Source organism: Bacteroides sp. AF34-31BH, from assembly GCF_003602795.1.
In the GTDB taxonomy this organism is placed as follows: Bacteria; Bacteroidota; Bacteroidia; order Bacteroidales; family Bacteroidaceae; genus Bacteroides; species Bacteroides uniformis.
In genome coordinates this window covers 61,262-74,679 of the sequence record NZ_QTLV01000011.1, presented here as the reverse complement: position 1 = coordinate 74,679, position 13,418 = coordinate 61,262, and the positions used below count along the sequence as shown (strand labels likewise).

Annotated in this window: 13 protein-coding genes, 1 pseudogene and 1 riboswitch; of the genes and pseudogenes, 6 read left to right on the top strand and 8 right to left on the bottom strand. The window is 48.8% G+C overall.

Annotation, left to right across the window (positions count from 1 at the left end):
* Positions 1-301 precede the first annotated feature (301 nt).
* The 3 genes from thrA to thrC all read left to right on the top strand — a co-directional run bounded on the left by thrA (position 302) and on the right by thrC (position 5,402).
* A complete protein-coding gene (thrA, locus tag DWZ67_RS15480; protein WP_120139265.1) occupies positions 302-2,734 on the top strand; it encodes a bifunctional aspartate kinase/homoserine dehydrogenase I in 2,433 nt (810 codons plus the stop codon).
* Positions 2,735-2,755: 21 nt separating this feature from the next.
* Entirely contained in the window at positions 2,756-4,006 is a 1,251-nt protein-coding gene (locus tag DWZ67_RS15475; protein WP_120139264.1) for a cofactor-independent phosphoglycerate mutase, read from the top strand.
* Positions 4,007-4,100: 94 nt separating this feature from the next.
* Entirely contained in the window at positions 4,101-5,402 is a 1,302-nt protein-coding gene (thrC, locus tag DWZ67_RS15470; protein ID WP_016274204.1) for a threonine synthase, read from the top strand.
* A gap of 205 nt (positions 5,403-5,607) precedes the next feature.
* Here thrC and DWZ67_RS20160 read toward each other — a convergent pair whose 3' ends face one another.
* From DWZ67_RS20160 to DWZ67_RS15460, 3 genes are all read right to left on the bottom strand, one after another.
* On the bottom strand, positions 5,608-5,781 hold the full coding sequence (locus DWZ67_RS20160; RefSeq protein WP_155238479.1) for a hypothetical protein: 174 nt from the start codon (positions 5,779-5,781) through the stop codon (positions 5,608-5,610).
* Positions 5,782-5,865: 84 nt separating this feature from the next.
* Complete coding sequence (locus DWZ67_RS15465; protein WP_117749367.1) at positions 5,866-6,189, bottom strand: type II toxin-antitoxin system RelE/ParE family toxin; 324 nt, start codon at positions 6,187-6,189, stop codon at positions 5,866-5,868.
* The gene (locus tag DWZ67_RS15460; RefSeq protein WP_016274202.1) at positions 6,174-6,341 is read right to left on the bottom strand and encodes a hypothetical protein; all 168 of its coding nucleotides are present in this window, start codon (positions 6,339-6,341) and stop codon (positions 6,174-6,176) included. Before DWZ67_RS15460 ends, DWZ67_RS15465 begins: the two co-directional genes overlap by 16 nt.
* 69 nt (positions 6,342-6,410) lie before the next feature.
* On the opposite strand from DWZ67_RS15460, the gene DWZ67_RS15455 reads away from it, so the two are divergent.
* A complete protein-coding gene (locus DWZ67_RS15455; protein ID WP_005834988.1) occupies positions 6,411-7,319 on the top strand; it encodes a DMT family transporter in 909 nt (302 codons plus the stop codon).
* Here DWZ67_RS15455 and DWZ67_RS15450 read toward each other — a convergent pair.
* From DWZ67_RS15450 to DWZ67_RS15440, 3 genes are read right to left on the bottom strand one after another with little or no spacing between them, the layout of a single operon-like run.
* Positions 7,279-7,956: a thiamine diphosphokinase gene (locus DWZ67_RS15450; RefSeq protein ID WP_009037242.1), complete on the bottom strand. Its 678-nt coding sequence runs from the start codon at positions 7,954-7,956 to the stop codon at positions 7,279-7,281. The genes DWZ67_RS15455 and DWZ67_RS15450 overlap by 41 nt on opposite strands.
* A gap of 7 nt (positions 7,957-7,963) precedes the next feature.
* Positions 7,964-8,614, bottom strand: a complete 651-nt coding sequence (pnuC, locus tag DWZ67_RS15445) for a nicotinamide riboside transporter PnuC (RefSeq protein ID WP_120139263.1) — start codon at positions 8,612-8,614, stop codon at positions 7,964-7,966.
* Complete coding sequence (locus tag DWZ67_RS15440; protein ID WP_120139262.1) at positions 8,614-10,926, bottom strand: TonB-dependent receptor; 2,313 nt, start codon at positions 10,924-10,926, stop codon at positions 8,614-8,616. The genes pnuC and DWZ67_RS15440 overlap by 1 nt, the downstream gene beginning before the upstream one ends.
* Before the next feature lie 33 nt (positions 10,927-10,959).
* Positions 10,960-11,056: riboswitch (TPP riboswitch) on the bottom strand.
* Between the two features lie 105 nt (positions 11,057-11,161).
* On the opposite strand from DWZ67_RS15440, the gene DWZ67_RS15435 reads away from it, so the two are divergent.
* Entirely contained in the window at positions 11,162-12,031 is an 870-nt protein-coding gene (locus tag DWZ67_RS15435; RefSeq protein WP_034528887.1) for a mechanosensitive ion channel family protein, read from the top strand.
* Between the two features lie 125 nt (positions 12,032-12,156).
* On the opposite strand, the gene DWZ67_RS15430 is transcribed toward DWZ67_RS15435, so the two are convergent.
* The gene (locus DWZ67_RS15430) at positions 12,157-12,399 is read right to left on the bottom strand and encodes a hypothetical protein (protein WP_005828479.1); all 243 of its coding nucleotides are present in this window, start codon (positions 12,397-12,399) and stop codon (positions 12,157-12,159) included.
* A 128-nt stretch (positions 12,400-12,527) separates the two neighbouring features.
* On the opposite strand from DWZ67_RS15430, the gene DWZ67_RS15425 reads away from it, so the two are divergent.
* Entirely contained in the window at positions 12,528-13,070 is a 543-nt protein-coding gene (locus DWZ67_RS15425) for a hypothetical protein (RefSeq protein WP_005828477.1), read from the top strand.
* Between the two features lie 48 nt (positions 13,071-13,118).
* Here DWZ67_RS15425 and DWZ67_RS20485 read toward each other — a convergent pair.
* Positions 13,119-13,410, bottom strand: a pseudogene (locus tag DWZ67_RS20485) (pyridoxamine 5'-phosphate oxidase family protein).
* Between the last annotated feature and the right edge of the window lie 8 nt (positions 13,411-13,418).

Below are 13,418 nucleotides of genomic sequence, written 5' to 3'. Positions count from 1 at the left end.
TTTTTAGAGGCTTTCTGTATTTTTATCGCAAAAAAGTCGCAAAAAGTGATAGATTGAATGTTTTTATTGTTACTTTTGCAACACTTATCATAAATGATAGAAACAAGAGACTATGAACAAGTACTATCAACATACAGTCACATCCATGTGGACCATGACCCTTAGGGGTTAGGGATAGTATTTTGTGTTTCTACGTGTTACACCATTTTCAAGCAGTTTTTCCATTTAATTAAAGTCAATGCAAGCCGTAGCAGCTTGTTTCCGACACATTGTATCAACCATCTCAACAATATAAAGAGAAATGAAAGTAATGAAATTCGGCGGAACGTCCGTAGGTTCCGTGAACAGTATTTTGAGCGTCAAGAGAATTGTAGAAGCAGTCGATGAACCGGTTATCGTGGTGGTGTCCGCATTGGGCGGCATCACGGACAAGTTGATAAACACCTCTAGAATGGCGGCAGCCGGTGATGCTTCTTACGAGAATGAGTTCCGGGAGATTGTCTACCGTCATGTGGAAATGATTAAGGAAGTGATTCCGGCAGGCGAGGCGCAGGTTGCCTTGCAACGCCAGATTGGTGAGCTGCTCAACGAGCTGAAGGACATCTTTCAGGGTATTTATCTGATAAAAGACCTTTCGCAGAAGACGTCCGATACGATTGTGAGCTATGGCGAACGGCTTTCATCTATCATCGTGGCACAACTGGCGGGAGCGGAGTGGTTTGACTCACGCAAGTTTATCAAGACGGAGAAGAAGCATTCCAAGCATGTGCTGGATACGGAGCTGACAAATTCGTTGGTGCGCGAAACATTCAGCAGCCTGCCCAAACGCGTATTGGTTCCGGGGTTTATCTCCACAGACAAAATGACGGGAGAGGTAACGAACCTGGGTAGAGGTGGTTCCGACTATACAGCGGCAATCATTGCTGCCGCACTGGATGCTGACAGTCTGGAAATCTGGACGGATGTAGACGGGTTCATGACAGCTGACCCGCGTGTGATTTCCAGGGCATACACTATCAATGAATTGAGCTATGTGGAAGCTACGGAGCTTTGTAACTTCGGTGCGAAAGTGGTCTATCCGCCTACAATCTATCCGGTTTGCCACAAGAACATTCCCATTCTGGTAAAGAATACCTTCAACCCGGAGGGGGCGGGAACTGTCATCAAGCGAGAGGTTTCCGACCCGCAAAGCAAGGCCATCAAGGGTATTTCATCCATCAATGATACGAGCCTGATTACAGTGCAAGGCCTTGGTATGGTAGGTGTCATCGGTGTGAACTACCGTATCTTCAAGGCGCTGGCAAAAAATGGCATCAGTGTATTCCTTGTGTCCCAGGCTTCTTCGGAGAATTCAACGTCTATCGGTGTGCGCAATGCGGATGCTGATCTGGCTTGCGAGGTGCTGAACGAGGAGTTTGCCAAAGAAATAGAGATGGGAGAAATTTCTCCTATTCAGGCAGAAAAGAACCTGGCTACCGTGGCCATCGTAGGCGAGAACATGAAGCATACGCCGGGTATTGCCGGAAAGCTGTTCGGTACGTTGGGGCGTAACGGTATCAATGTGATTGCTTGTGCGCAGGGTGCTTCGGAAACCAACATCTCGTTTGTAGTGGACAGCAAATCATTGCGCAAATCGCTGAATGTCATCCATGATTCTTTCTTCTTGTCGGAATATCAGGTACTGAATCTTTTTATCTGCGGCATAGGAACCGTAGGCGGCAGCTTGATAGAGCAAATCCACAGCCAGCGCCAGAAGCTGATGCAGGAGAACGGCCTGCAGCTGAATGTAGTGGGCATTGCCGATGCAAACAAAGCCATGTTCAGCCGCGAAGGTTTCGATTTGGGACGTTTTCGTGAAGAACTGCAGGAGAAGGGAAAGGACAGCTCTCTGGAAACGCTGCGTAATGAGATTATCGGTATGAACATCTTTAACTCTGTCTTTGTGGACTGTACGGCAAGTGCAGGCGTGGCTTCCCTTTACAAGGACTTGCTGCTGCACAATGTTTCGGTAGTGGCTGCTAACAAGATTGCTGCTTCTTCCGAATACGAGAACTACCGTGAACTGAAACAGATTGCCCGCCAACGCGGTGTGAAGTACTTGTTTGAAACCAATGTAGGTGCCGGACTCCCCATCATCAATACCATTAACGACCTTATCCATAGCGGTGATAAGATATTGAAGATTGAAGCCGTGCTGAGCGGTACGTTGAACTATATCTTCAATAAAATCAGTGCCGACATTCCTTTCAGCAAGACCATTAAGATGGCGCAGGAGGAACGTTACTCCGAGCCCGATCCGCGTATCGACCTCAGCGGAAAGGATGTTATCCGCAAACTGGTGATTCTGGCACGCGAGGCCGGTTACTGTTTGGAACAGAGCGATGTTGAGAAGAACCTCTTTGTGCCCGATGACTTCTTTGAAGGCTCCCTGGATGACTTCTGGAAGAAAGTGCCGAGCCTCGATGCCGATTTCGAAGCCCGCCGCAAGGTGTTGGAAGCCGAGAACAAGCATTGGCGTTTCGTAGCCAAACTGGAAAATGGCAAAGCATCTGTCGGTTTGCAGGAAGTCGGCGCCAACCATCCGTTCTACGGGCTGGAAGGCAGCAATAACATCATCCTGCTGACCACGGCACGTTATAAGGAATATCCGATGATGATACAAGGCTACGGAGCCGGTGCGGGTGTAACGGCTGCGGGGGTATTTGCGGATATTATGAGCATTGCAAACGTTTAATCCAAATCGTAATATAGAAAGATGAAACACATCATTATATTGGGTGATGGTATGGCCGACTGGCCCGTGAAGGCTCTGGGAGGCAAAACCTTGCTGCAGGCGGCTGCAACTCCCTATATGGACAAGCTGGCACGCATGGGACGTGTGGGAAGGCTGGTGACGGTGGCCGAGGGATTTCATCCCGGCAGTGAGGTGGCGAATATGTCCGTTCTGGGCTATAACCTGCCGAAGGTGTACGAAGGCCGCGGTCCATTGGAGGCGGCGAGTATCGGTGTGGACTTGCAGCCGGGTGAGATGGCGATGCGCTGCAACATTATCTGCATCGAGGGAGACAATATCAAGAATCATTCTGCCGGGCACATTACTACAGAGGAAGCGGATGTGTTGGTAAAATACCTTCAGGAGCATTTGGGTGATGACCGCGTGCATTTCCATACGGGCGTGCAATACCGCCATCTGCTGGTAATAAAAGGAGGGGACAAGCGCATTGACTGTACGCCGCCCCACGATGTCCCTTTGAGGCCTTTCCGTCCGTTGATGGTGAAGCCGATGGAGGGTACGGAGAATATTTCGGTCCCCGAAGGCGGTGCAGAGCTTACTCCGAAGCAGACTGCCGATTTGATTAATGATTTGATTCTCCGTTCGCAAGTGTTGCTGGAAAACCATCCGGTCAACGTGAAGCGGAAGGCCGAGGGTAAGGACTCTGCCAATAGCATCTGGCCGTGGAGTCCCGGTTATCGTCCGCAGATGGAGCGCCTTTCAGACAAGTTTCCGCAGGTGAAGCGTGGTGCTGTGATTTCTGCCGTGGATTTGATTAACGGCATCGGCTACTATGCCGGATTGCGGCGCATCACCGTAGAAGGTGCGACGGGGCTTTATGATACCAACTATGAGAATAAGGTGGCTGCCGCCCTTGATGCATTGCGGACGGATGATTTTGTCTACCTGCATATCGAGGCCAGTGATGAGGCCGGTCACGAAGGAAACGTCCCCTTGAAGATTATGACGATTGAGAATCTGGACAGCCGTGCCGTAGGTCCTGTCTACGAGGCTGTGAAGGATTGGGAGGAACCCGTTGCCATCGCCGTATTGCCCGACCATCCCACTCCCTGCGAGCTCCGTACGCATACGGCCGAACCCATTCCGTTTCTCATCTGGTATCCGGGTATAGAGCCTGACGGCGTGCAAACATTCGATGAAGTGGCAGCCTGCGAAGGCAGTTACGGACTGATGAAAGAAGACGAGTTTATCAATGAATTTATGAAGGAATAATGTGGCGCTAATGTGCCAATATGCCAATGTGCTGATTACCATTCAGCATCATAGCGCAGCCTTTAATTTTTAATTCTTTAATTTTTAATTTAATATGAAATATTATAGCACCAACAAACAAGCCCCCGAAGCCACTCTTGAAGAGGCCGTGGTAAAGGGGCTTGCCGCAGACAAGGGGCTTTTCATGCCCTTTACAATCAAAACTCTGCCACAAGAGTTTTACGATAGCATCGATACACTCAGCTTTCAGGAGATAGCCTATCGCGTGGCAGATGCTTTCTTTGGCGAGGATGTTCCTGCCGATACGCTGAAACAGATTGTTTATGACACACTCAGTTTCGATGTCCCTCTGGTCCGGGTGACGGAGAATATTTATTCGCTTGAGCTGTTCCATGGTCCGACGCTTGCCTTTAAGGATGTAGGCGGTCGCTTCATGGCGCGTTTGCTGGGATACTTTATCAAGAAAGAGGGCAAGAAGCAAGTCAATGTTCTCGTTGCTACTTCCGGTGATACGGGGAGTGCTGTTGCCAATGGTTTCCTCGGTGTGGAAGGCATACACGTCTATGTGCTCTACCCGAAGGGAAAAGTCAGTGAAATCCAGGAGAAACAGTTCACTACCTTAGGGCAGAATATCACGGCTATTGAGGTCGATGGTACGTTCGACGATTGCCAGGCTTTGGTTAAATCCGCTTTTATGGACCGCGAGCTCAACGAACATCTGCAACTGACCAGTGCCAATTCCATCAACGTGGCGCGTTTCTTGCCGCAGGCATTCTATTACTTTTATGCCTATGCTCAACTGAAACGTGCCGGCAAGGGAGGCAATGCCGTCGTGTGTGTACCCAGCGGTAACTTCGGTAACATCACTGCCGGCCTCTTCGGCAAGCGTATGGGACTGCCCGTGGAACGCTTTATCGCTTCCAATAACCGCAATGATATCTTCTTCCAATATTTGCAGACGGGTGTTTATACGCCGCGTCCCAGTATTGCCACCATTGCCAACGCGATGGATGTGGGCGACCCGAGCAACTTTGCCCGTGTACTCGACCTTTACGGAGGCAGCCATGCCGCCATCTCTGCCGAAATCAGCGGTGCCACTTATACCGACGAGCAGATTGCCGAAACCATGCGGGAAGTGTGGAAGAAGGACCATTACCTGCTCGACCCGCACGGAGCCTGCGGCTTCCGGGCCCTGGCCGAAGGACTGAAACCCGGCGAAACGGGCGTATTCCTGGAGACGGCCCATCCGGCGAAGTTCAAGGATACAGTGGAGAAGATTATCGGTGAAGCGGTAGAGATACCTGCCAAGCTTCAGGCTTTTATGCGCGGTGAGAAGAAGAGCCTGCCGATGTCAAAGGATTTTGCAGACTTCAAGCAATATCTGATGCATGTATAAAGAATGGGACGTCCGTAAAGAAAAACACCGGATTGCTTGACATTGCCTTTCGGATGTTGTATCTTTGTAACTGCAATCTTAGTTCAGATTCAATTTTAAATTAGCATAAAAGGAGAGGCGTCGCTTCTCCTTTTTTGTTGTCTTCTTCCGCCACTTCATTAGCCAAAGCTTAGGGTTTACTCTCCTAAACCGGTGCTTTACAGATTTAATCCTCCACTTCAGCAAGCGGAATGGCAGGCATTTGCTTGGAAAATCCCGGTGTTTTTGACGAAAAGCTCGGATGTTTCGGATGAAAAGCTCCGGGCTTTCGGATGATATGTTCAGCGCCGACAGACGGTATGTCGAGGATAAACAGATGATATGTTCGGGACGGATACATGGTTTGTTCCGGCTATATGAACGGACGATAATACGTCTGTTCCGTTAATCTTCCATAAATTTGCTCTTGACAAGATTGGCTGCTTTATTCTGTATCGGGTTCTTCCCGGATGAGGTCTATCATGCTGCCCAACTTATGATGGTTGTTCCATAGCACAAGCACTTCAATCTTCCGGAGACTGTGCCGGTAAAGAAGCGTATAGTCGGGATGCGGGATGATGTACCGTATGTTCTCTGCTTCGGTGGGCTGTCCGATAAACGGATTCAGCGTGACACGGTACAATGCATTTTGGAACAAGGTGTACAGAGTCCCGCCACACCGTTTGTTGCCATCTCTTTCTTGCGAGGAAATCAGCAAGTCCTTCAGAGCTTCTTTGGCAAGTGGCGACCATATTATTTGTTTAGCCATGCCTTCACCTCCTTACTGATTGTGACGTCCTCTTGTCCTTCTCCCTCATCCAGTTGCCGGCAGGCTTTCTTAAGGTCATGGCGTAGCCGGGTGGAGAATGCGAGGACTTGCTTTGTTTGCTGGGACGATTGCTCTTCTTTAACTTTTGCCATAACGTTATCTCCTTTTTCCTTAAAACATTTCAAAGTAATGAATTGTTTGAGGGGAAAAATACGAAGCTGATGAAAGATAAGAAACTGGAAGCCAATCTCAGTATGGTTGCATCGCGCGTCATGGCGGGGTTGAATATGAATGGATTGAAATTTCTGCTCCCTTTGTGGCTGGGTGCATTGACAGGTGTCACGGTGCGTTGTGTCTTTGCTGCCGTGGCATTTTGGATAACAAGCTGGTTTGTAAAGGAGGCACCGGTCACAAGGCGGCAGCGGATAGGGCTGTTCTGTCTGGGAGCTTTCGGACTCTACGGGTTCATGTTCTGCTATCTGCTGGGCATCAGTAAGACGACTCCGGTTTCCAGTGCCATCTTCAACTCCATGCAGCCCATTTGGGTCTTTCTGATATCTGTCTTTTTCCTGCACGAAAAGGCTACGCTGATGAAGATAATCGGCATAGCGCTGGGTTTTGGCGGTGCGTTGTTGTGTATCCTTACGCAAGGCAGTGATGACCTGGCGCACGATGCGTTTACGGGCAACATGCTCTGTATGGTGAGCTCGCTGGTCTTTGCCGTTTACCTGATTGTGAGCAAGAAACTGCTGGAAGAGGTCGGGGTAGTGACGATGATGAAGTACATCTTTGGCGGTGCGGCAGTAACGGGATTGATTGTGTCGTCCATTATAGGCTGGGATGCACCCTTGCTTACGGATGCCTTGCATGGGGAGTGGCACTGGGTGCCGTGGGCGGTGCTGGCGTTTGTGCTGGTTTTCCCTACTTACCTCAGTTACTTTCTGGTTCCGGTGGGCTTGAAGTATCTCAAGACGACGGTTGTAGCCATGTACAGCTATCTGATACTGGTGGTGACTACCGTTGTTTCCCTCACCTTGGGGCAAGACCGTTTCAGTTGGACGCAAGCCGCTGCCATTGCCATGATTTGTATCAGCGTGTACTTTGTTGAAGTGGCGGAAGCGAAGAAGTAGTGACGAATACCAGGTATTCCCCTTCCGCCTCGATGGTGAATTCTGTACTGGTGCATTCGTTGAGTGTGCCTTGCCACCAGTTGGTGAAATCGCTGAGGGGATAGACCAGTCCTTTGCCATGCAGACCGTGTGCAGTGAAGTTGATGATGGATACTTGCTGTCCGGGATGGCTTGGGAAGGTGCGGGTACTCCGGCAGGGGATGAAGATGCCGTAATCGGTATAGGTACGTACATCGGCTCCGGCACGGAGATAGTCGATGAGCAGGCTGATATTTCCCAGTGTATGGTCTTCACGTTTGCCCGTGGCACCGATGATGGCGATACGGCGTTTGCCTTTCGCCAGCAGGAAGTTGACGGCTTTAGTCTGGTCGTTGGTCTCCTGGTCGCTGATACGGTGTAGGATATGTCCGAACTTCCGGCGGTTTTCATCACTGAGGGAGTCACCGTCGCCGATGATTACGTCGGGAGTATGGCCCCGGCGGATGTATTCGTCCGCTCCGCCGTCGCAACAAACCACGTAAGGCGCTTCCGCCAATATCTTTAAAGGTAGGGGACTTGCAGGATATTCCCCATTCGCCAAAACTACGGCATCAATAGTTAATAATTGCTCGTTGCTCGTTGATAGTTCGTCTTTCATGTCTTTCTTAATCCCTAATCTCTAATCCTTCATCCTTGTTCATCATTTTCCTCCATTTGAAGTAGCCAAAGATAGCTATAATTGTGTAAAGGGCATATAGTCCGGCTGTAAAATCAAGTCCTTTGTAGATGTACAGTCCGGCGCTAACGGCATCTACCGCAATCCATGCCCACCATTGCTCTACATATTTCCGTGCCAGCATCCACATGCCGGCTATGCTCAGTGCGGTGGTGAAGGAGTCCAGCCAGGGCACATTGCTGTCCGTGAAGTTTATCAATATCCAGGCAATGCCAAGCAGAGCGGCGATGAATACGGCGGTAAGCGGCAGCAAGTAGCGCGCCGGCATATGGGTGATAGGAAGTTCCAGTTTTTGTTCTTCTGTTCTTGTGTCCTCTCCTTTCTGTCCTGCACCTTTCCGCCGCAAGATAGTCCAGCGCAGAAATGCTCCGTACTTCCACATCATCCAGCCGTAGATGGCAGCACCCAGATAATAGATGTTGATGCCGAAGTCTGCATACAGCCCCGCATCATAGTAGACAAAAATATAGACGGCAGGCATAATGATGCCCGCTATCCAAAGATAAATGCTTGCCCGGTACTCCAACCAGAGATAGAGAATCCCGACCACAGTGCCTATAATCTCAAGAGTATGTTCCATCAGAAATTGATTGCTATATGTCCCAATACATTCGTTCCCGCCTGGGCAGCGTAGCCGGCATAGTTGTAACGGACTTTTCCTCCGTTGTCGTCGTGATAGTATCCGCTGCCTGCGTATCCGTTGTTTTCGTATTCTTCATTGAACAGATTGTAGATGGTGCACCCTACGGTTACCGACTTTACTTTAGGCAACTTGAAGGTATAGGACAGATTCAGGTTGCTTACGAAATAAGCATCCAGTGTGCACTCCTCTTGCTTGGCGTTACTCATGTATTGCTTGCTGATATATTGTGACTGTAACGAGGCCTCGAATCCCTTGAACGTATAGCTGAAGCGGTTGTTCAGTATGAAGTCGGGAGAGAATGCGATGGGGGTATCCCCGTGTTTGATGACCCATGCTTCCGACCCAGCCTCCTCGTTTTCAAAAAGTGTCTCGGTAAAGTTCTGCACACGGTTCTTGCTGAGTGTGGCATTGATGTCCCATTGCAAGCCGCAGTCCAGTTTGATGCCAGCCATCAGTTCAATACCCGTACGGTAGCTGTCGGGCACGTTGCTGGCCATGGCTTCGCCTATCTCGTTCAGCTCTCCCGTCAGTACCAGCTGGTCTTTATAGTCCATATAGTAGAAGTTGGCACCCGCATGGAGCCATGAGTTGGCGAAGATATATCCCAGTTCGTAGTCAAGCAAACGCTCAGCCTTGGGATGTTCGGTGAAGTAGCCGTCGGTGTAGTTGTTGCGCGTAGGTTCTTTATGGGCTACGCTGAACGAACCGTATAAGCGGTGGTTGCGGTCGATTTGCCAGGACAGTCCGGCTTTCGGGTTGAAGAAGTCGAAGTCTTCGTCAATGTCCAATTTTTGCATTCCCGGAGTGGTGGCAGTCCAGTTGTACTTGTCGTTCAGTCCGTTTATTTTGTAGTTGATGTGGCGGTATTGCAGGTCGAGGTAAACGCTGAGGCCGCTTACCAGTTCATAATTGGCTTTCAGATAAATATTTCCGTCATTCTTTGTGGCGTTGTTGCGGTAGTAGTCGTGGTCGGGGTTCAGTTCGCCGATATAGTTCTTTACCCAAAGCACTTTTCCGAAGTGGTCGCCGTCATAGCGGTTCAGTGCACCGCCTAGCGAGGCATGCAGACGGTCGGCTTTGTAGCTTACGGAGAAGATTCCACCGCCAAACCAGTTGTCCATTGCCTTCTTGCGGATAAGGTCGCTTACTTCTACCTTGCCGCCATTGTATTCGAAAGGCGACATACCGTACTCTGCCAACGAGCGTTCACCTTTATATTCTTGATAGTATCCGTCGCCTTTGGTGTAGTGCAGGCCGATATTCAGGTTCCATTGTGGGGTGAAATTGTGGTTGAATAGCAGCTGGTAATTCTTTTGCGTATAGTTGTCGGTCTGGTCGTCATAGAAATGCAGTGCACCTCCTTCGTCCGTGAGGTAATGCTTCTCGCCGTTGTCGTCTTTATAATATTCTTTGTTGTATACATGGCCGTCCCGGTCGGTGGCGTACATGAATCCGCAGGAATTATAACGCCGTCCGTAACGTTCCATCTCTTCCTTGCTGGCATAGTTCCATGCGTGGTAAGTGCGCTCTTTGCCGGCAAAGGTTATCAGCTTGATAGAAGTGTTGTCATTGTAGTACCCTCCTTGCAGATAATAGGAGTTCAGTCCCACAGATGCCCGGTCTATATACCCGTCCGTACTGATGTTGGAGAGCCGCGCGTCGAACGACCAATGATTGTTGATGAGTCCCGTTCCCACTTTCACCGTCTCCTTGTGCGTATGGAAGGAGCCGTAGGAACCGTTGAATTCTGCATAGGGTTTCATGGAGAAATCACCCGTCTGCATGTTGATGCTGGCACCGAAAGCTCCTGCACCGTTCGTTGAGGTACCAGCTCCGCGTTGCACCTGCATATCCTTGACGGAGGAGGCGAAATCCGGCAGGTTGACCCAGAATACCGTGTGGCTTTCCGCATCGTTGATGGGAATACCGTTAGCGGTGACGTTGATGCGTGTGCCATCTGTTCCGCGGACTCTCAGTGTGGTGTAACCCACCCCGGCACCGGCGTCGCTGGTAGTAATGGCGGAGGGTGTCATACTCAACAGATACGGCAGGTCTTGTCCGAAATTCTGTTTTTTCAGTTGTTCTTTGCCTATATTGGTGAATGCCACCGGTGTGCTGTTTGTGGCACGTGTGGAGATGACTTCCACTTCCTGCAGGTTTATCACCCGCAGACTGTCTTGCTCTTGTGTCTGCGCACAGACACCCAGTGCTGCCATAAGGAGGCAGGTCGCCATTGCATGTCTCTTCATTTGCAATTGTTTCGTTTAGATGAATACAGAAAAGGGGAACTTTTCTTCTTTTCCCTCCGCCGGCATTACCCGGATCAGGTTAATGGGTATGATCTCAGCCCGTCGTATTAGGGCACCCCTTAGTTGAAATCGGGAGCAAAGGTAGGAGTTTTCGTCGAAAGTGGCAAGTTAAGTGAACGAAAGTCAGAGTTATTTGTTAATTTTGCAGCATTAATTTTAAAAAAAGAGTATAGTTATGTTATCATCTTTATTCATGGCAGCCTTTGCTGCCCAAGTTGCTGACGATGGTTTCAGCAAACTGCAGATATTCCTTCAGCAATTGATAGATTGGGGCGTAAGTGCCGGTGGACGTATTATTGGAGCTGTCATCATCTTTGTGGTAGGACGGTTCTTGATTTCCTTTCTTAGGAAAATGCTGGCGAGGTTATTGGCAAAAAGACATGTGGATGCCAGTATCCAGAGCTTTGTGAAAAGTTTAGTCAATATCTTGCTGACCATTCTGCTGATTATTGCCGTTATCGGCAAATTGGGAGTGGAAACTACTTCTTTTGCAGCTTTGTTGGCATCTGCCGGTGTGGCTATCGGTATGGCACTTTCCGGAAACTTGCAGAATTTTGCGGGTGGATTGATTGTACTGTTGTTCCGTCCTTTCAAGGTAGGCGACTGGATTGAAAGCCAGGGAGTGTCCGGAACGGTACGTGAGATTCAAATCTTCCATACGATTCTGACCACAGCCGACAATAAGGTAATCTATATCCCTAACGGTGCGTTGAGCAGTGGTACAGTGACTAATTACAGCCGTGAGGATACGCGTCGTGTAGATTGGGTGATCGGTGTAGAATATGGTGAGAATTATGACAAGGTAGAGAGCACCGTGCGTCGTATCATCTCCGAAGACAGCCGTATCTTGAATACTCCCGAACCGTTTGTAGCTCTTCATGCCTTGGATGCCAGCAGTGTGAATGTGGTGATTCGTGTTTGGGTGAAGAGCGGAGACTACTGGGGCGTTTATTTTGATATGAACAAGAAGATTTACTCCGTATTCAATGAGGAAGGTATCGACTTCCCATTCCCGCAGTTGACGGTGCATCAGGCGAAAGACTGAGTGGGCTACAAGTTTCAATTTACTGGCTATCAGCTACTATAAGTTACGGGCTACAAGTGTACTGCATTATCATACTGCAGGACGCTTGTAGCCCGTAACTTAATAGTAGTCGGTAACTCCGTAATTTATTTATAACTTAATTCTGCCTCTATTTCTTCGCAGACATCTTGCTCCAGGTTGAGCAGCTGATTGATTTCTTTTCGTTTTTCCAAATCCGTGAAATAGCTCTCCACTACTGCATAGATGTTGAAGCCGGTTGTGGAACCCGCAGCCAAATCCAATGACTCAACCATTTTCTCTACTGCTTGATGAATGCGTTTCTTACTGATAAAATGCAGTTCATTACTATGAATTAAGCTCTTTTCCATGATATTTTCTGTTTTAGTTATTGTAGTTATAACATTCTATCAAGCAAGTAAGTTCATGTAGATTGAACAGATTTGACAGTCGGTCGAATGATATTTTTCCTATATTTGCAAAAAATATAAACGCGGCAATGAAAGAACTGTTTATAAAAATACTCCGTTTTCTGATGTTTGTACTGGTCGTAGCTTTGGGCTGCATCGGATATAACATCTATGAAGATACGTTGGCTGCTGTGTGGATACCCGTAGGGGTAGGACTTGTGGTGGCAGTCGTTACACTTCCTCTATATAAAAAATGGATATGGCTGACAACGATGGAGCAAAAGGCAGTGAATATATTGTGCCATGTGGTGTGCGTGGGTGTCATCAGTTGTTCGCTTTTTCTGGTAGGGAATTATCGGATGGCGGCTCCTGCTTCGACAAAGGAGGTGACGGTTACCGTACTTGAGAAGCTGATAAAAGAACATGAAAAGAGACGTAAAGTAGGCAAGCATCGTTATGTGTCGGACGGAGTACGTAAGGAATATTACTTAAAGGTGGCTTTCGAGGATGGAGCGATAGAGACCTTGCATGTTTCCACAGCCACATACAACAAAGCACGAAAAGGCAAACCGAAAGTCCTGACTTTGCAGAAAGGAGGTTTCGGATTGCCGGTGATAACGAAGGGGCTATAGTTTTCATCCCCCCATGCAAGACATCAGATGAGGAACTGAATGCTCTTCTTAAAGATTTCTGCGTACAAAATGTCCGTCAATCCAAATGGTGGCATGGTGTCCTTTGAATTTCAGTAATACATAATTGGGAGCTGCCGGGCCTTTATCTCCACCTTACCGGTGAGCACTACGCTGTTTCCTTCTTCCTGAAAGCACAAACCTGCTTTCGGATTGGCTGCACCTTTGTTTTAAGACTGTCTTTGCCGGTTGCCAACCATACGGTGGTGGCCCCTTCCGACTTGATATTGCTCATTGGAACGGGGCTGGGATGATATTCTTTATAGGTTGTAAAGATACAGATAAACTGAT